Source organism: Cyclobacterium xiamenense, from assembly GCF_009467825.1.
GTDB classification, from domain to species: domain Bacteria; phylum Bacteroidota; class Bacteroidia; order Cytophagales; family Cyclobacteriaceae; genus Cyclobacterium; species Cyclobacterium xiamenense.
Genome location: NZ_WIOK01000013.1, coordinates 91,937 through 111,857 on the forward strand (window position 1 = coordinate 91,937; position 19,921 = coordinate 111,857).

Sequence of the window (19,921 nt, forward strand, 5' to 3'; positions counted from 1 at the left end):
ATGATTTTGTTTTTTATAAATTGAGTTAAATGAAATTAGATAAATAAATAAATCATGAAAATAATTGCTACGATATTTCTGATTAGCTGCTTTCTAAGTGCCTTCGGACAATCTGAAAATTTAAACTTTCAAACCAATTCGTTTGCTGTTTCGCTTAATAATGAAGGAAACATAACCAGTGTACGGGACAAATTAAACGGCACAGAGTATATCGTGGGAAATCAGTCCAGTCCGATTTTAAGTATCTATTTAAACGGGAAAATAGAAACTCCTTCTAGTGCGCGGTTGAATGGTGAGATTATTGTTTTAAAGTATACGCAAAACAATGTAGAGGCCCGGCTAGCGGTTGCAGAAAAAGAAGAATACCTTACATTCGAATTAGCAGAAATTAGCTCGGTTGACAAAGTGGAACTTGTTATTTGGGGCCCTTACCACACTAAAATAAAGGAAACTGTTGGCGAAAGTGTGGGAGTTGTGAGGAATAAAGAATTTGCCATTGGAATTCAGGCGCTTAACGTAAAAACGTTGGGCGGATATCCTGACAATGAAAGCGATATCGAACCTGCTTATGATATCTTCTCAACCGACAATTTAATTGACGTGGACGAATCGGTTAAGATATTGTATCGGGGACAGACTGCAAAACACACAGATTTCGGAAGCGTATTGCAGGCATATTGCAGGAACAGAAGCCAGGAAAGAATAATATCGAACTGGGGCCATACACACTATGTGGCGCCCGATTATGAGGATGGTGGAGTGGTTGGTTCAAAAATTGCCTTGTTTGGTTGCCCGGCAGAAAAAGCGTTGGATGTAATCGGCTTAATTGAACGTACTGAAGGATTGCCCCATCCACTTATTGACGGGGAATGGGCGAAAAAAAGTCGCAAATCCACTGCTTCATACCTAATTATCGGCTTTGGTGAGGAGAATTTGGATCAGGCCATCGAACTGACCAAAAAAGCGGGGCTTGAGTATCTTTACCACGGTGGCCCGTTTGAAACTTGGGGGCATTTTAAACTGAATGAAAGAACTTTTCCTGATAACTGGGGAAGCATGAAGCGTTGTGTTCAGCGTGCCGATAAAGCGGGAATAAAGCTCGGTGTGCATACCCTTTCTAATTTTATTACCACCAACGATCCCTATGTTACTCCAGTTCCTGATAAACGGCTTGCAAACGTTGGGCAGAGTGTACTTACCAAAGCGATCAGTTCAACCGATGACGAAATTTTTATCGAATCTCCTGTCTTTTTCAACCAGATGGAAAATAATTCCCTCCATTCGGTGGTCATCGGAAATGAAATAATCCGTTACCGGGAAGTTTCAATGGAAAAACCTTGGCGGTTAACGGGTTGTGTGCGGGGAGCATTCGACACAAAAACAACTCCGCATGAAAAAGGTGCAAAAATTGAAAAACTGATGGATCATGGTTACAAGGTATTTTTAAGCAATGCTGAACTTTCTGAGGAAATTGCCGAAACAATTGCACGCTTTTTTAATGAAACAGGTTTAAAACAAGTGTCTTTCGACGGACTGGAAGGCGTATGGTCAACCGGTATGGGGCAATATGCCAGAAGTCTTTTTACAAAAACCTGGTATGATCACTTGTCTGAAGACTTAAAAGGGAATGTAATCAACGATGCCAGCAATCCCAGCCATTTTAACTGGCATATGAATACACGATACAATTGGGGTGAACCCTGGTATGCAGGATTCAGGGAAAGCCAAACCATGTACCGTTTAATGAACCAGGATTTTTACCGGAGAAACCTTCTGCCATCAATGCTTGGATGGTTTAGCATGAACAGTCAGACGAGTGTTGAAGACACCGAGTGGTTACTGGCACGGGCAGCAGGATTTGATGCGGGATTTGCCTTTAATGTAAGTTTCGATGCAGTAGAAAAAAACGGACAGAGTGAAGCCATTTTTGATGCCATTAAAACATGGGAAACCGCTCGAATGGCGGATGCTTTTTCTCCTGATCAGAAAAAACGGTTGGAAGACATCAATAAGGAATTTCATTTGGAACGCACGGGCGCAAAAACTTGGAATCTTTACCCGCTTAACGTTGAGCAATTTGTTTTTGAGCGGAAAATAAGACAACCAGGTGAGCCCTTGCATAGCATTTTTGAATGCAATAACCCCTATCAGGAACAACCGCTTGTTTTTTCTGTAGTTCTATTACCTAAACCAAATGCACCCGGCGCCAATGTCGCAAAAATCGCTCTGGAGATAAATAAAACGCAGCAGTTGGAAATCCTTGTGGAAATGGAACCCTATCAAATTGTGGAACTAAATACGAAAGGCGAACTTAACCTTCTCGATAGAAACCGTAATATCATACAGGAAATTAATTATGCATTTGACTTACCCACATTGAAAAACGGAACAAATGTCATAATAGTAGATGCTGAGTTTGGTGAAGAAGGTGCTTCCAATTTAAAGTTTGAAATCAGGACTGAAGGACCTGCGGAATTAGTAAGTGTCAGCAAACTTAAATAGCGTTCTTCTAATAACCGAGGGTAGCGGTTAGAGGACAGTTCAATGGTCTATTTGCCAAACTGTCGACAAGCAGGGCGAAAAAAGAGTGGGGGAGAAAGCATTTGGGTTCCTTATAGTTCTCCATTAACACAGCTCTCCCCATTTTTATTCCCAAAAACTCTCCGAAATCCGCATAATTTCTGCATTTTTGGCCATGCGCAGCCTTAGCCCCTGCGCCAGCTACTGAAAGAAATGTATCCGCAGATGAACAAATGCACCCTACTTTTTTCCGTCTTGCTGCTTTCCCTAGGCAGCCTCCAAGCCCAAACCTATGCAAACGCCGACCTGCCCGACGCCCTGACATTTCTCGACGGAAGCCAGGTGCAGACAAGGGCTGATTGGGAAAGACGGAGAAATGAAATCCACGACCTTTGGCAAACTTATTTTATCGGGCATTACCCCAACGAGGTGCCGGCACTGCTGTCGGCCGAGCTTCGCAGCATCGCAAAAGAAACGGATGGAAGCACCCGAAAACGCCTGCTACTGACCTTTGACACACCAGGCAAGCAATCCTTTGAAATTGCTCTCTGGGAACCTGCCGGTACCGACCAAAAAGCCCGGCCGTTGTTCTTGACCCAACCCAAAGACTACCAGCTGCCCTGGGCGGAGGAAGCGCTCAAACGCGGGTATGTTGTCTGCCTCTACCCGGGTTTAGACGCCCACCATTCCGAAGAAGCGTATCCGGATTACCAATCGGTCTGGAAGCAGTTTCAGGAAGAATACCCCGAGGCAGGTTGGGCCTCATCGCTGGGGATTCAGGCCTGGCTGGCCAGTAGGGCACTTGATTACCTACTGGACGAGGCACAGGGATACCGCATTGACACCAGCGCCGTAGGCATCGCGGGGCATTCCCGGTACGGAAAGCAAGCGATTTACGCAGCAGCATTCGATCGGCGCATCAAAACAGTAATCGCCCGTAGTTCCGGTTCGCCAACCGGTACTTCGTACCGGTTCGCTTCCCGGCATACCTTTATGGAATCGGTAGGTGACTTTCCGGAAGTATGGGCAAAAAGCGGCTTAACCGATTTTCTGGGTCGCGAACACGAATTGCCCATCGAAGGCAATGCCCTCCTGGCTACCATTGCTCCTCGGAATCTGATGCTCCATACCGCATACAATGACGGCAGTGACCCAACGTTCGGGGTGGAACGGAATTACGTAAATGCAAAAAAAGTGTATGCATTTTTGGGCGTGGAGGACAACATTTACCTGAGCTACCGAAAAGGGCAACACAATCCGATCACCGAAGCCCACACCCAACACATGTTTGATTATTTCGATCATACATTTGGAAGAAATTCCTTCACCCGCGAAGACTTCCCGGAGGTTCTACACCACCAATTCGATTTTGAAGGCTGGAAAGCAAAACAACGGGAAAGCGACCTACACTTGAAAACCAACCAACCCCTGCCGGAAAAAATTCGCTGGATGCTGGGAGAAAAAGCGATCAATGGTGGAAGCCAACCGCAATATCGGTTAAAAACCGAGGAGGAATTGGGCGTCCCAGCCTGGTCGAGGGACCGGTGGAATCCCGGTGGACTAAAACGGGTACCTTTTGCCTTTGGTCAAAATAGGAACGGCAATGTGTATTTCGATCCCAACCGTAGCGATTACAAAGGCACGGTGATCTGGCTGCATCCCTGGAATTATTCGCACGGAAGCAACGAAGGCTACGGCGTGGAGGAAACTACCGTATACTGGCGGCTGGCTCAGGAAGGATACCTGGTGGTCGGGTACGATCAGTTCGGGTTTGGTGACCAGCTTACCGACGCCTTTGGCTTTTATGCGAATAACCCGCACGCATCGCTGCTGGGTAGGGCCGTATCGGATGTGAGCGATGTAATCGATTATCTGTTGGCGGGCAAAGGGATAGCAGCGGAGAAAATTCCGTCAACGGATCCCGCAAAGATTTTTATCTGTGGATTTGCCTATGGAGGAATGGTCGGCCTGTATGCCACGGCGCTCGACCAACGAATTGCCGGCCTGGCTTCGTTTAGCGGCTTTACCCCCATGCGAACGGATACGGATGAAAAGCCAACCGGTGGGATCCGCCGTTTGTGGCAGTGGCACCAGGTCTTGCCCAAGTTGGGGCTGTATCAGGGAAGGGAATCCGAAATCCCCTTCGATTACCCGGACCTTATCCGGCTGATTGCTCCACGCAAGCTGCTGGTCTATGCGCCCCTACGCGATCGGTTTGCGGACTCGGAGGACATCCGTCGGGGAATCAAAGAAGCCCAAACGGCCTGGACCGGGCAGGGAGGTTTAACCTTCCTGGCCCCGGACGATGTGTGCCGGTTTCAAAAAGATCAGCAGGAGGTGCTGGTCGAATGGTTGGATCAAGCAGCACGCTAGCCCCGGGCGGTGCTCCCGTTCGAGCCGCCTGATTTGGGTTAAATGGATAAAAAAATTTGGTAATACGGGGTAAAGTTTGGATTTTCATACAAACCGAAACGAGTCGCAAAAATGAACCTGATCGGGTTACTTGCATTATTCCTTACGCTGTGGGCCTCCGGGGGACCCAGGGCAACCATCCTTTACGTGGCGCCCCATGGGGCCGATACCAATCCCGGTACGCTGGAGAAACCGCTGGCTTCCCTGACCGGAGCCAGGGATTTTATCCGGAAGCTGGGTACAGCCGATTCCGTATGGGTTAAAATTGCCCCGGGGGATTATTACCTGACGGCTCCGCTGGAGCTCAGCGCTGCCGATGCGGCACCGATCGTTTTTGAAGGAATGGGCGATCCGGTCAATCTGTATGGGGGCGTAGCGGTGAGCAGCTGGGAAAAGGTAAGCAACCGACTGTGGCGAGCGGCTGTTCCCCCACCTTATGCGGGTAATTTCCCCGTAGAGCAGCTCTTTGTAAACGGTAAACGAGCCATTCGGGCCAGGATGCCCAACACCGGGTTTTTTCAGGTGATGGGTGTCGAACAAACGGTGTTGGAACAGGGGCAGGGGCGTTTGCCGGAGTTTGCCATCCAAAAGCTGCGGCTAAACCCCGAGGACCTTGCCTTGCTAAATATCGAAAATCCCGAGCACATCCAGCAGGCCGTGATTTCCTTGTACCACAAGTGGGACGTCACCCGAAAATTCATCGACCATTTTGATGCGGATTCTTCCCTGGTATACATCCGGGGAAAGGGCATGCAGCCCTGGAATCGGCTGGACGACCTTACGAACTACAAAATCGAAAACGTACCGGCTGCATTGGATGCTCCCGGGGAATGGCTTTGGAAAGAGGACGGGTACCTGTATTACATCCCGAGGGAGGGAGAGGCGTTGGAGTCCATCGCTGCCTATGTGCCCGTTACCGACAAATTTATCACCATCAGCGGAGACCCATCGAATCCGGTCAGCAACAAAGCATTTAAAAACATCCGCTTCAAAGTGGCGGGCTATCACATGCCAAGGCAGGGGCACGATCCCCTACAGGCGGCGGCTACAGTGGATGCCAGCATCACGGTTGATTACGCAGACAATATCCTGTTCGACAACTGTGAGGTGGCGCATACCGGATTGTATGGCGTCTGGTTCAGGCGGCAATGCACCAACAGCCGGATCAGGCATAGTTACTTGCACGACTTGGGGGCCGGTGGCGTGAAGATCGGCGATTTTCTCTACCACCGCGAGGACGCGGATGTTTCGGCAAACAATCTCGTCCACAACAGCATCATCCGGGATGGAGGGCATTTGTTTCCAAGCGCCGTGGGCGTCATTATTTTTCACTCCCGAGACAATGAGATTTCCCATAACGAGATTGCGGATTTTAGGTATTCCGGTGTTTCGGTTGGCTGGATGTGGGGTTATGCAGCGAGCGGGGTGGTAACCCAGATACCCGATAAAAACGGCAATCCGGAATGGACGGAAGGACCGTTTAAGAGCCCCGCTACGGGCAACGAGATCGCCTACAATCACATCCATCACCTGGGATGGGGGGAGCTGTCCGACATGGGGGGCGTGTATGTGCTGTCCGAGGCCATCGGCACGCAAGTTCATCACAACGTCATTCACCACGTCTATTCCGCCACGTATGGTGGCTGGGGCCTGTATACCGACGAGGGTGCCAGCCAGGTGCGTATGGAAAACAACCTGGTCTATGCTTGCAAAAATTCCGGTTTCCACCAGCATTACGGTAAAGAGAACCGAATACGAAACAATATTTTTGCCTCTAATTTGAAGGGTCAGCTGCAATTTACCCGGGTGGAAGCGCATCTGTCTTTTGAATTTTCTCACAACATAGTCTACACCCATACCGGTGAGATGTTGCTGGGCGATTGGAAAGAGGCAAACGTCAAGATGGGCAACAATTGCTACTGGGATACCCGTACAGCGGAGCCGCTTTTCCAAAACATGTCCTTTTCGGATTGGGAAAATCAAAAAGACCAAAATTCCCTGTTGGCTGACCCGGGGTTTGTTGACGCGGAGAACCACGATTACCGGCTGAAATCCCCGTCCATAGCCCGTAAAATTGGCTTCAAGCCTTTTGACTATTCAAAGGCAGGTGTGTATGGGTCGGATGAATGGAAAAAACTGGCAAGTCTGGATAAGGAGCGGATAGCGCTATTTGAGGAGATCGTTGGTGAGTTGGAAAAGTGATCGTCGTTTCTGTCCAAGGCGGAAAAAGGCGCATCAGCAAGCACTGGCTGTGGACGGCTCAGGTAATCCAGAATCTATGCAGCCAGGAAAATTGAAGATGCCGAATCCAGAAAAATATCGGAGGAAACAGGCGAGATCCTCTCGATTTCACATTGGGCAAGGCAGGTGATCGTCACGTAACACGTATAACTACATGAATAATAAAAGAAAAATTAGTTTTGTATTCCTGGTTTCTTTTTGTTTTTTGGGGACCATGGGTTTTGGGCAAACCCCAGATTCCCCCAACATCATCCTGATCATGGCCGATGATCTGGGCTGGGGAGACGTGGGGTTTAATGGAAACGAAATGATCCAAACCCCAGCACTCGATGCCATGGCTCAAAATGGTCTGGTCTTGCGTCGCTTTTATGCGGCCTCCGCCGTTTGCTCGCCCACGCGGGCAAGTGTGCTCACCGGCAGGCACCCGGAACGATACGGCATCACCCATGCCAATACCGGACACATGAAAAAAGAAGAACTCACCCTGGCCGAACTGGTAAAAGTACAAGGGTATACCACTGGCCATTTTGGAAAATGGCATTTGGGTACCTTGACGGTGACCGAAAAAGATGCCAATAGGGGAGGCCCCCGGGGAGCAGCCCATTATGCACCGCCCTGGGAAAACGGCTTCGATGTCTCCTTTTCTACCGAATCCAAGGTACCCACCTGGGACCCCATGGTCACGCCGGGCCCTACTGCGGGAGATATTGGCAAGCGGGTGCCGGGGGAGCATTTTGGTACCTACTACTGGTCGGGAGAAAACCAAAAAGTAACCGATAACCTCTCTGGAGACGATTCCCGGGTCATCATGGATCGGGTCATTCCCTTTATCCACCGGGCTGCGGAAACGGGCCAACCCTTTCTATCGGTCATCTGGTTTCATACGCCCCACCTACCGGTGGTAGCAGGACCCGAATACCGAAATTTGTATGCCGATTTGTCCGAAGACCAACAACACTATTACGGCAGCATAACGGCCATGGACGAACAGATCGGACGGCTACGAAGCGTTCTCCGGGAGAAGGGAATTGCCGAAAATACCCTGATTCTATTTTGCAGCGACAATGGACCGGAAGGGCCGGAACCGGTCAACCGGACTCAGGGATCAGCCGGACCGTTTCGGGGAAGAAAACGCAGCCTGTACGAAGGCGGTATCCGCGTTCCCGCCCTGATCGAATGGCCGGCAAAAATTGACGGGGGACAGAAAACCAATCTTCCGATTTCTACCAGTGATATTTTTCCGACACTATTGGGTATATTGGGCATTGATAAGCAAAAGGGAGTGAAGCCCCTGGACGGTGCCGATGTTTTTCCACGAATTCAGGAAAATAAGCAAACGAGAGCATCCACCATCGCTTTCCGGTTTCAAAACCAACAGGTCATCATGGATAACCAATTCAAATTGTATTCGGCAGATAGTGGAGAAAATTTCGCCTTATTTGACTTGATCCATGATCCCGGTGAAACAACCGATATCGCTGCGGCACATCCTCAAAAAGTAGCCGCATTATCCGGGGAACTGGAAAATTGGCTCCTCTCTTGTGAAAAAAGCAATCGCGGAGCAGATTATTGATCCTGTTCCTACACGTATTTAACAGAAACCCAAATCATGAACATCAAACTACTCTTTCTAGGGATTACCTTATCGCTAATGCAACTAGCACAAGCGCAGCAATCCGGTAAGGAGAAACCCAATTTTATCTTCATCTTTTCCGATGACCAACGCTACGACCTGATCGGTGCCCTTGGGCATCCGGAGGTGCTAACCCCCAATTTGGATCGATTGGTCAATGCAGGTTCGGCCTTTACCCATGCCTATAATATGGGCGCCTGGAACGGTGCCGTTTGCGTGGCCAGCCGGGCCATGATGATCAGCGGCCTTTCGGTATGGGATGCGCAGGCGCAGGAAAAAAACTTTCAGCAAATGGCCGATGCGGGTCAGTTTTGGCCCCAATTGCTCGAAAAATCAGGTTACGAAACCTACATGACGGGAAAATGGCACGTAAAAGCGGATGCAGAAAGCGTTTTTCAAAACGTGGTACACGTCAGACCCGGCATGCCCAACCAAACACCGGAAGGCTACAGCCGCCCCAAAAGCGAGACAGATACCACCTGGCAACCCTGGGATACGCGCTTTGAGGGATTTTGGAAGGGAGGAAAGCACTGGTCCGAGGTGTTGGCGGATGATGCGCTGGGTTTTCTGGATCAGGCGAGCAAACGGGCATCGCCCTTTATGATGTACCTGGCATTCAATGCCCCCCATGATCCCCGGCAGGCGCCGAAGGAATTTGTCGATTTGTACCCCGTGGAAAGCATTGCCTTACCAGCCAGTCATATGGATAGGTACCCGTATAAGGACAGCATCGGGTTGAGTGAAAAATTACGGGACGAAGCCCTGGCTCCCTTTCCCCGAACCGCCTATTCGGTCCGAAAAAACATACAGGAGTACTACGCCATCATCAGCCACATGGATGCGCAGATCGGGAAAATACTGGATGCGTTGGAGGCATCCGGCAAAGCCGACAACACGTACATTTTATTTACGGCCGATCACGGTCTGGCGGTGGGCCATCACGGCTTGATGGGAAAACAAAACATGTTTGACCACAGCGTCCGGGCTCCCCTGCTCCTGGTAGGCCCGGGTGTGCCGAAAGGCAAAAAATACCAGCAACAGGTGTACCTGCAAGACGTCAGTGCCACCATCCTGGACCTTGCTGGCATCGAAAAACCAAAAACCACGGTTTTCAACAGCCTGATGCCCTACATCAAGGAGGATGCCCCAAGTGCCTATCCGAGCATTTACAGTTCCTACCTGAACCTGCAACGAATGGTACGGACGGACCGATACAAATTGATTTTCTACCCGAAATTGAATAAAACCCTGGTGTTTGACCTGGAAAAAGATCCAGAAGAATTACGGGATCGTTCGGACGACCCGGCCTATGAGGGAGTGAAACGGCAGTTGTTGGTTTTACTGGCCGATCAACAGCGGGCGGTAAACGATCCGCTGGGCACCATTCTTCCCTAAATGCCAGCTCAAGAGAAAAGTAGCCCTAAAGAAGGGCGCACACCATCCCTGGTTTACTACCGAATGCGATACATCGGCGGCTATGGAAGATGGCAATCTGTAGGCGGTCTTCCCGATCTGGAATCGGTGGCAGTGGTGACCGGTAAGAAGCCATGATAAGCACATGACATCGGGGCTGCCGTACCCTTCACAGGAAGGGATGATAATGAAAGCGAGATTCCATCCCGACCTTTGGTACGGAACAAGGTATGACCTAAGAAAATCAAAGTAGAAACAGATGAAAATTAGCTTTTTTGTTTTCCTAATTTGCTGCGTGGGCCCTCTCTTTGCCCCGGCACAGCAGGCAGCACCCATTGCTCAAAAGGCACCATTGGCCGCGGAAAGCGACTGGCTTCTCTATCGCTCCAATCAGCCCGCCAGCGTGCAAACCACCCAAGACGGTCACCTGGTGCTGCGCAACGGTCTGGTGAGCCGGACCTTTGCCACCGCGCCGAACGGGGCGACCATCGGACTGGAACACCTGCAGACCGGGGAGTCCTTCTTGCGCTCGGTGCGTCCCGAAGCAGCCATTCAATTGAACGGAATCGCTTTTGACGTGGGCGGACTAACCGGGCAGCCCATTCACAATTATTTGCTTCCGGAATGGATCGCTTCCATGAAAGCAGATCCAGGGTCCTTCAAACTGGTATCTCATACCGTCGAAAACACCAAGGAGCGTTTTGCCTGGAAAAAACGACCCGAATGGATGCCCAAAGACATGCCTTGGCCGGCACCGGGAAAAGAACTTGTCTTTAGTTACCAATTGGACGAGGAGGCGATACAGGTGCTCTCGGAACGATCAATCGCTGACCAAAGTCGCAAAATCCTGTTCGGAGACTCTTTCGCTTCCCTGCACGAAAATTGGAAACGCGTGGAATCACCTGCCCATGAACGAAATTCCTTTATCAACGAAGGGAAAGCGGGAGAAATCATGGCTTTGGCCCATACGGCGGTGTATGCCGAGCAGCCGATGCTTCCGGAAGCCAGGGTTTTTCTGGCGAAAATTGATCCGGGTACGGACCGGAGCAGCAGTTGGGGACCCGGGATCGGACTGGTGTTTTCCGACAAGGTGATTAAAGTCAACCTTCGTCCGGGCGACAACGCGATCGGGTTTTACAACGGGCAGCAGGAGCAACGTCTGCCCGGCCCGGAAAGCGGGAAACCGGTTTGGTTGCGGATGGAATGGACCAAGGGTCAGTTGCAGGCCAGCTGGTCCCACGACAAAGAGGACTGGCAGGCAGTGGGTACGGTTTCACAGCAGGAGGCGCCACAACATGTCCGTATTGGTAAAATGGATGCATCGGGCGGTAATACCGACCATTCCGAAAAAGGAGCCATTGGCCGCAGCAAAATCGACGAATTTTTTATGCTTGGGGAGATTTCTCCCAATGCAAAAGATGCCAGCCTGGCATCCTACCGCTACCTGCTGGGTATAACCGTAAACGTGCACTACGAATTATACGACGGCCTCCCGGTGTTCAGCAAATGGATTACCGTTGAAAATCGCTCCGACAGGTTGGTGACCGTTAATTCGTTTACCAGTGAAATCCTGGCGGTGACAGAACCCGAAAGCACCGTCGACAGCCGGGAGCAGTGGCAGCTTCCCAATGTAACGATCGAAACCGATTACAACTTCGGCGGCATGACCTCCGAAAACGTCTTGCGCTCCAGCATTGCCTGGAAACCGGATCCCTTGTACAAAACTCAGGTCAACTACGAGCGCACCATGCCCGTTTTGCTGGAGGTATCGCCCAAATACGGGCCGGAGCAGGAGCTGAACCCGGGGGCCTCCTTTTCATCGTATCGGGTATGGGAGCTGTTACACGATAGCTGGGACCGCGAACGAAAAGGCTTGGAGCACCGGCGCATGATGCGCTCCCTGGCGCCCTGGGTGACCGAAAACCCCATCCTGATGCACGTCCGTTCGGCGGACACGGAAGCGGTGAAAAAAGCGATTGACCAGAGTGCCGAGGTGGGATTTGAAATGGTGATCATGACTTTTGGCAGTGGATTCAATGCCGAAGACGACAGCCCGGAAAACCTGGACCGGTTGAAAGAACTTGCCGATTACGCCCATGCAAAGGGAATCGCCCTGGGCGGTTATTCCCTGCTGGCTAGTCGCCGGGTAGGGGGAGGAAACGACGTGGTAATGCCAGCCGGGATGACACCCCGATTTGGGAATTCGCCCTGCCTGGAAAGCGAATGGGGCCAGGATTATTTTGAAACCCTGTATAATCTATACCGTAAAACCGGACTCGATATCCTGGAGCACGACGGTTCGTATCCAGGCGATGTGTGTGCGGCAACGGATCATCCCGGACACAAGGGACTGGCCGATTCCCAATGGAACCAATACCGGCGGATTTCGGAATTTTACCAATGGGCCCGGTCCCGGGGGATTTACCTGAACGTCCCGGATTACTATTTTCTTGCCGGCAGCAATAAAACCGGGATGGGTTACCGCGAAACCAATTGGTCCCTGCCCCGGGCCCAGCAGGAAATCATCGAGCGCCAAAATATCTACGACGGGACCTGGACCAAGACGCCCTCCATGGGCTGGATGTTTGTACCGCTGGTACAATACCATGGGGGAGGGGAAGCCGCCACGATCGAACCACTAAAAGCGCACCTGCCGCATTACGAACAACGCCTGGCCAACCTCTTTGGCTCCGGCGTGCAGGCCTGCTACCGGGGTCCGCAATTGTACGATGCGCCCGAAACCAAAGCATTGGTTGAGAAATGGGTGGGCTTTTATAAAAAACACCGGGAGGTCCTGGATGCAGACCTCATCCACCTGCGGCGGCCGGATGGGCGCGATTGGGACGGTATCCTGCACGTAAACCCAAGCGGGGAAGAAAAAGGCTTGCTTATGCTGTACAATCCCCTGAACCAGGAAATCACCCGAACCCTTCGGGTTCCGGTATACTATACCGGGCTACACGAGCAGGTGCAGCTGGAAGACCAATGGGGAATACCGAAGACCCTATCCGTAACCCGCGATTACAGCCTGAATGTGGAAGTCACCATTCCTGCACGGGGATACCGCTATTTTGTGTTAAAATAACCCCGCGCTAACGTACCGAAACCATGTATGTTCAGACCCTTTTTGTTCTTTTACTCTTTTTTACCGGGCAGCTGGCCCAGGCGCAAACGACTGAACCCTCCGGCAAGCCGTTCCTTCCCGGGCTGGACGATTGCAACGTTCGCTGGGATAGTCCCTCAAAAAATTCCCTGGGCTCCATGCCGGCCGGAAATGGCGATATCGGCATCAACTTCTGGGTGGAGGAAAATGGAGATGTCGTGTTTTACCTGTCCAAAACCGATGCCTGGAGTGGGAATGCGCGTTTGCTGAAGTTGGGAAAGGTGCGTTTGGCCCTGTCTCCCAACCCGTTTCGGGAAGGAAATTCCTTTTCGCAGGAACTGATCCTGCGGGACGGTTACATACACATTGAGGCGGGAAATTCAGAAGACCGGGTAGAAATAGAGGTCTGGGTCGACGCCAACCACCCGGTGGTAGAACTGGACGTAAAAAGCCGGAAGGAGATCAGCGCATCGGTGACCACCGAACCCTGGAGACTCGTGCCACGGGAGATCGCCGATAAGGTGGAAATCCACTCGGCCTACGGCTTGCAGTCCATACAGGTAGCGAAAGACAGCCTCCTTGACCGGGATCCGGAAAGCCTGGTCTGGGCGCACCGAAACGAATCGTCCATATGGGAGGCAAACCTCAAAATGCAAGGATTGGAAGGGTTTATCGCGAAAGGAAAGGATCCTTTGCTACACGCGACCTTTGGAGCGCTCATCCATTCGGAGGCCTTGCGAAAAACCTCCCCCGGCAAACTGGAATCAATGGAGGCCCTGACCCAATTTTCGGTATCCGTAGTCGCATTGACGGCCCAAACCGAAAGTTTGGGTGAATGGGAACAAGCGATCGGTGAGCTCGCCCGAAACGTTACTGCACGATCCCGCGAACAACGCCGAGAAGCGCATGCCGACTGGTGGCAGTCCTTTTGGGACAGAAGCTATATTTTTGTGAGCAGCCAAAAGGAACAGGAAAAGGAAAAAGTGGCCAATGTCTCAAAGAATTACAATCTTCAACGCTACATGCATGCCTGTTCGGGAAGGGGCAGGTACCCGATCAAATTCAACGGGTCCATCTTCACGGTAGATACCAAGCACCTGGACAACCGCTACGGAGGATTCGACGCCGATTACCGTCAGTGGGGTGGGCCCTACTGGTGGCAAAACACCCGCCTCCCGTATTGGTCCATGCTGGAAGCCGGCGATTACGATTTGATGCAACCGCTTTTTCAGCTGTACCGGGAGCTGTTGGAAATCCGAAAATATGCCACGAAAACCTACTACGGGCATGAGGGGGCCTTTTATTTGGAGACCATGCGGCACTGGGGCACATTTGCCGAGGCCAATTACGGCCTTGACCGCCCCGATAGCCTTCCGCTGGGTACACCGGTTAATACCTTTATCCGGTACTACTGGCAAAGCGGGCTGGAGTTTTCGCTCATGGGACTGGACTATTACGACTTTACCAACGACGAAGAAACCCTGAAAACACAGATTCTTCCGGTGGTCACCGCCGTTATGCGCTTTTTTGATGAGCATTGGGAGCGGGACGAAAACGGCAAGATTCTGTTTGACCCGGCCATGGCCCTGGAGACCTACCAACAGGCAGTCAATCCCCTGCCGGAAATTGTAGGGATTGCCAGGGTTTGTTCGGAATTACTCGCGTTGCCGGAGTCATTCCTGACCGAAGCCCAACGGGCCAGCTACCGCAGATTGTTGGGAGAGCTACCGGAAATTCCCCTGCGGGAGGTAGCCGGGGAGCAGCGATTGGCTCCGGCACATGCCTACAGTGGGAAGCGGAATATTGAAAATCCGGAGTTGTATGCCATTTTTCCCTACCGTCGATTTGGCGTTGGGAAAGACAGCCTGGACCTGGCCATACGTACGTTTACTGCCCGAGAGTCCCGGGAAAACCGGGGCTGGCAGCAGCATTCCATCAAGGCGGCTTACCTGGGACTTACCGAGGAAGCTGCCGAACTGATGGCTGCCTATTTCAACGCCGGTACTACTGCCTACCGCTTTCCCACCATGTGGGGCCCAAATTACGATTGGACGCCCGACCAATGCCACGGTTCCGTTGCCATGATTGCTCTGCAGCGGATGTTGCTGCAATACGAGGGGGATGAACTGTACCTGTTTCCCGCCTGGCCCAAACACTGGGACGTGGCGTTTAAACTGCACGCTCCCCAAAACACCACGATAGAAGGAAAGCTGGAAAATGGAGAAATCACCTTTCTACACGTTTCTCCCGAAAAGCGCCGGGAAGACATGGTCCATATGTTTAACCGTTAGCAAAAAAAAGTGGAGCCCTGGAGCAATCCTTTCGTCGCCCGCTATTGCAATTAAACCCGTTCCTGCCCCATGAGACGATCTTTTGCTGTAAGCATTCTATGTGTAGTTACCCTCGCAGTTGCCGCCCAGGCGCAGGATCTGTATGTTTCCAAGGCCGGAAACGATAGCAATCCCGGCACCCGGGAAGAACCGGTAGCCTCACTGCAGGCAGCACGGGACCTCCTTCGACAGTATGCGGTAACCGGCGAACTGGCCGAGGGAGGAGGTACCGTTTGGATTGGGGGCGGGCACTACGAGCAGACGCATTCCCTGGTATTGAACGAACACGATTCGGGAAAGCCAGGCGCACCAATTGTCTGGCGGGCAATGCCTGGAGAAGATGTACGCATCACCGGAGGAAAAAATATTCCCGCGGAAGCATTCAAAAAGGTGTCGGACCCCACCGTCCTCCAGCGGCTTTCAACCGGTGCCCGAAACGCAGTACTTCAGGCCAATTTGAAGGAATTGGGTAGGAACGATTTCGGGGCGATCCGCCAATACGGCCATGCCATGCCCGTTACTCCTGCGCCCCTGGAGCTGTTCTTCAATGCCGAAGCCATGACCCTGGCAAGGTACCCGAACGAAGGATACGTGAAAATCGGAACAGTCATTGACCCCGGTTCCGTGCCTCGAAATCAGGACTATAGTAACCGCGGCGGAGTTTTCGAATACACCGACCCCCGCCACGAGGCCTGGGTCGGTCAGCACGATGTGTGGTTTCAGGGAACTTTTATGTACGGCTTTGCGGACGATAATATACGAGTGGAATCGATCGACCCAAAAACGAAACAGGTGAGACTGGCCATGCCTTCCCTGTACGGTGTAGGGAGCGGGCGGGATTTTCAGCACTACGTCGCTTACAATATTCTTGAGGAACTCGATCGTCCGGGCGAATGGTACCTGGACAGGCAGTCCGGTATGTTGTATTTTTGGCCACCAAGCTCGATTGCCGAGGGTTCCGTAATGGTCTCCCTGCTGGAAGACCCCATCATCAGCCTGGAAGGAGCAAGCCATGTGGTCATTCGGGACCTGACGGTAGAAGTGGGCAGAGGCATCGGTATCTACCTGGAACGGGGAACCGGAAATTTAATAGCCGGATGCACCGTTCGGAACGTCGGTACCAGTGGGATATTTATGGGGCAGGGGGCAATGCAAACCTTCCCATTCATTACCCATGACGACTACGACGGCGTGCCGGTGTCCCGTAGAATTGGCAATTTGCAGGGGCATATTTACAAATACACCCACTGGGACCGAAAAGCCGGAACCAATCACGGAATTCTGAGCTGCGACGTCTACAACACCGGTAGCGGCGGGATTTATTTAAGTGGAGGAAATAAGCGCAAGCTGATACCGGGTAATAATTATGTAGAAAACTGTAAGGTGCACACCTATAATCGGCGCAACAAATTTCTGTGGGCAGGGATCAATGTTGACGGCGTGGGCAACCGGATCAGTCATTCCGAGATATTCGATTCCGAGTGGCAGGGAATATACGTGCATGGAAACGATCACCTTTTCGAGTACAACCACATCCACCACGTAACGCTCAATTCGGACGATACCTCTCCCTGGTACATTGGACGGGACCCCAGTGACCGCGGCAATGTGCTTCGGTACAATTATTTTCACCATTGCGGCAACCCCGAGCGCATGAACATGGGCATTTACTGCGATGATTCCACCACCGATGTACTGGTATACGGCAACGTGTTTTATAAGATGAATACCAAACACGGCGTGCTTTTTACCAATAGTGGCTGGGATTTGATCATGAAAAACAATATCGTCATCGAGCCCATTTCCCACACCGCGGTCGTATCGGCCCATTATTACACCTGGTATAGTGGCGGAGGCCCTTCCATGTTTGGTGAAGCCGGTCTCCTGAGAAGGCGCCTATTGGAAAACGTAGCCGTGGATCAGCCACCCTATTCAGAGCGGTATCCCGGGCTACGAAATTACCTGCATCCGATAGTTGAAGGCGAGGAATGGGAAGGCATGCGGGCGCGTAGAAATGTCCTGTCAGGAAACCTTATCGTGGGTGGGCCTGAAGACCCGGTGCACCGAATGGGTGGGGAACATGCGCAATTCGAATCGGTGAACAATTTTCGAACAGACGAAGATCCGGGATTTGTTGATTACGAAAACGGGAATTTCAACCTGAAACCCCATGCCGAGGTATTCAAACGAATCGAGGGATTTGAGGCCCTACCCTTCGACCAAATGGGTCTGTACCGGGACGAGTTTCGGACCGAATTACCGGAATAAGTTAGGTCCCGATTTGGCTACGATAAGCCTGGATTTTAAGCGAAGGATTAGTTTATTCAGTTATTTTTTTTACATTTAGTTGTTATAGGGGAAACCCTGAGAAAAAACTTGTCGGTATGCTTTTGTGCGGTTTTTAGCCATAGGGCCCGATAGGAATTTCATCGATTAACTTAAACCCGGAGATTGAGACCGCTTATACATCAAAGTGAGAAGGAGTTGGTACGTTCCCTTAGGCAAGGGGATATGAAGGCTTTTGACGAATTGTACCACCGGTTTCTGCCCAAACTGCTCGGTTTTGCCTACAAGTACCTGAGCGATGAAATGGAGGCAGAGGAGACCGTACAAGTGATATTTATAAAAATTTGGGAGGGACGAAAATCCCTGGACGAGAACAAAAACTTCAAAGCCTATTTGTTCCAATCCGTTAAAAATCAGCTGCTCAATAAATTAAGAAACCAAAAGAAAAACTGTACCATTGAGGATATTCCGGAAAAGTATTGCGTAAGTACGGAAAACGTTTTTGAAAAGTTGACCTACAAAGAACTGGAAGATGCAGCCACAGAGCTGATTCGAAATCTACCCAAAACCCAGCAGCAGGTTTTTGTCTTGAATAAGATTGAGGGTTTGAGCCCCGATGAAATTGCTTCCCGGATGTGCCTGTCTCGAAGGACGGTTGAACACCACATTTACCTGGCTACGAAATTCCTAAAGGGGGAACTGATGCATAAAACCTCCCTGTATGGACCGCTGCTGTTTCTTTTTCTGTAAAGTACCGGTTGTTTTCGAGTCCCATTGCGTTGAGAAACAACCGAATTTTCTAACAATTTATACTGTAAATTCCAAATTTAATTTCCATCAACTACCCGGTTGATGCTGGGGTAGAATAATTTTTTTATTTTTTTACGTAATATGTTTGTTTCAAGTGTATTGCTTGAAACAACCCGCGTTTTGAAAGAAGAAAAGCTGATCCGATTTTTGAATAACCGTACCACACCTGAGGAGAATCGGGAGGTGACCGAGTGGCTGGCAGAAAATGGAGCGGAAGACCGCTTTATCGACATGCTTCGGAAGACGTGGGAAGCGGAAGCGCTCCCACAGGTGACCGAGTCCAAGCAACGGCAATTGCTGGAGCAGATCCACCGGGCCACTGTGAAACGCCAGAGGCAGCGGCCTGCTACACGGATTTCTAGGTTCTTCTTTACTTTTGGCCGAATGGCGGCTTCCTTTTTATTGGTTGCGTTCTCTGCCTTTTACCTGCACGAGGCCTTCGTTCAAAAGGATACGGTAGAACCGCTGGCGGTGCTGCCCCCGACAAAGATCCAAAAACACACCCAGGCTGGTGAAAAGTTGACGCTACGCTTACCGGATCAGTCCGAGGTGATTGTCAATTCCCTTTCCACCATCACGTTTTATTCGGACTTTGGCGTTCGAACCCGGGAGATCGAGTTAGAGGGCGAGGCATTCTTCACCGTTGCACCGGATAAGGAAAGGCCCTTTGAAGTGAAGACCGGTACGGTAAAAACAACGGCTTTGGGCACGGCATTCAATGCCTATGCCAGAGAGGAAGTCGTTCGGATTTCACTGACGGAGGGCAAGGTAGCCGTTGCCAGGGAGGACGAACAGCTTTCGCTAGAGCCGGGCGAGATGGCTTCGGTTCAATTGAATGCCCATTCTGCATTGAGCAAAGGGACGTTTGATCCCATGCAGACGACGTTATGGAAGGAGGGGATGATCCGGTTTCAAAGCGAGCCTTTTGGCGAGATCCTCCAATCCCTGGAAAACTGGTACGGTGTCCGATTTGAGCGCAGCGGCGATACGAACAGAAAAGTTACGGGGCTTTTCAAGAACGAAAGCCTGGACGCTATTTTGACCGGGTTGAGTTTCTCGCTTGGTTTTGACTACGAGATTGATAATAAGAATGTCCGAATAAAATTTTGATTGCCTATGATAAAAATCAAAAGCAGGATAAAATCCCCATCGCCAAATGAAACATTTTACCCT

At 51.1% G+C, this 19,921-nt stretch carries 10 protein-coding genes; all 10 read left to right on the plus strand.

Annotated elements, in window-relative coordinates; all coding sequences use genetic code 11:
- Positions 1-54: 54 nt before the first annotated feature.
- Positions 55-2,502 carry a hypothetical protein gene (locus GCU44_RS11745; RefSeq protein ID WP_154856568.1) on the plus strand — a complete coding sequence of 816 codons (2,448 nt, stop codon included), beginning with the start codon at positions 55-57 and terminating at the stop codon, positions 2,500-2,502.
- A 243-nt stretch (positions 2,503-2,745) separates the two neighbouring features.
- Entirely contained in the window at positions 2,746-4,893 is a 2,148-nt protein-coding gene (locus tag GCU44_RS11750; RefSeq protein WP_161993933.1) for a glucuronyl esterase domain-containing protein, read from the plus strand.
- Between the two features lie 111 nt (positions 4,894-5,004).
- Positions 5,005-7,134, plus strand: coding sequence for a right-handed parallel beta-helix repeat-containing protein (locus GCU44_RS11755; protein WP_154856570.1), 2,130 nt, complete (start codon positions 5,005-5,007; stop codon positions 7,132-7,134).
- A 193-nt stretch (positions 7,135-7,327) separates the two neighbouring features.
- Positions 7,328-8,746, plus strand: coding sequence for a sulfatase family protein (locus GCU44_RS11760; RefSeq protein WP_241684922.1), 1,419 nt, complete (start codon positions 7,328-7,330; stop codon positions 8,744-8,746).
- 36 nt (positions 8,747-8,782) lie between these two features.
- Positions 8,783-10,201: a sulfatase-like hydrolase/transferase gene (locus GCU44_RS11765; protein ID WP_154856571.1), complete on the plus strand. Its 1,419-nt coding sequence runs from the start codon at positions 8,783-8,785 to the stop codon at positions 10,199-10,201.
- 277 nt (positions 10,202-10,478) lie between these two features.
- Positions 10,479-13,304, plus strand: coding sequence for a hypothetical protein (locus tag GCU44_RS11770; RefSeq protein ID WP_154856572.1), 2,826 nt, complete (start codon positions 10,479-10,481; stop codon positions 13,302-13,304).
- Positions 13,305-13,327: 23 nt separating this feature from the next.
- Positions 13,328-15,613 carry a DUF5703 domain-containing protein gene (locus GCU44_RS11775; protein WP_154856573.1) on the plus strand — a complete coding sequence of 762 codons (2,286 nt, stop codon included), beginning with the start codon at positions 13,328-13,330 and terminating at the stop codon, positions 15,611-15,613.
- A gap of 69 nt (positions 15,614-15,682) precedes the next feature.
- Positions 15,683-17,920, plus strand: a complete 2,238-nt coding sequence (locus tag GCU44_RS11780) for a right-handed parallel beta-helix repeat-containing protein (RefSeq protein WP_154856574.1) — start codon at positions 15,683-15,685, stop codon at positions 17,918-17,920.
- Between the two features lie 183 nt (positions 17,921-18,103).
- Positions 18,104-18,688, plus strand: coding sequence for an RNA polymerase sigma factor (locus GCU44_RS11785; protein WP_241684923.1), 585 nt, complete (start codon positions 18,104-18,106; stop codon positions 18,686-18,688).
- A gap of 180 nt (positions 18,689-18,868) precedes the next feature.
- Positions 18,869-19,858, plus strand: a complete 990-nt coding sequence (locus GCU44_RS11790; RefSeq protein WP_161993934.1) for a FecR domain-containing protein — start codon at positions 18,869-18,871, stop codon at positions 19,856-19,858.
- The last annotated feature ends 63 nt before the right edge of the window (positions 19,859-19,921 follow it).

Bases quoted from the DNA above. Each gene is read 5' to 3' on its own strand.
- GCU44_RS11780 (WP_154856574.1), top strand. From the start codon at position 15,683: ATGAGACGATCTTTTGCTGTAAGCATTCTATGTGTAGTTACCCTCGCA.
- GCU44_RS11775 (WP_154856573.1), top strand. From the start codon at position 13,328: ATGTATGTTCAGACCCTTTTTGTTCTTTTACTCTTTTTTACCGGGCAG.
- GCU44_RS11745 (WP_154856568.1), top strand. From the start codon at position 55: ATGAAAATAATTGCTACGATATTTCTGATTAGCTGCTTTCTAAGTGCC.
- GCU44_RS11765 (WP_154856571.1), top strand. From the start codon at position 8,783: ATGAACATCAAACTACTCTTTCTAGGGATTACCTTATCGCTAATGCAA.
- GCU44_RS11750 (WP_161993933.1), top strand. From the start codon at position 2,746: ATGAACAAATGCACCCTACTTTTTTCCGTCTTGCTGCTTTCCCTAGGC.
- GCU44_RS11755 (WP_154856570.1), top strand. From the start codon at position 5,005: ATGAACCTGATCGGGTTACTTGCATTATTCCTTACGCTGTGGGCCTCC.
- GCU44_RS11760 (WP_241684922.1), top strand. From the start codon at position 7,328: ATGAATAATAAAAGAAAAATTAGTTTTGTATTCCTGGTTTCTTTTTGT.
- GCU44_RS11770 (WP_154856572.1), top strand. From the start codon at position 10,479: ATGAAAATTAGCTTTTTTGTTTTCCTAATTTGCTGCGTGGGCCCTCTC.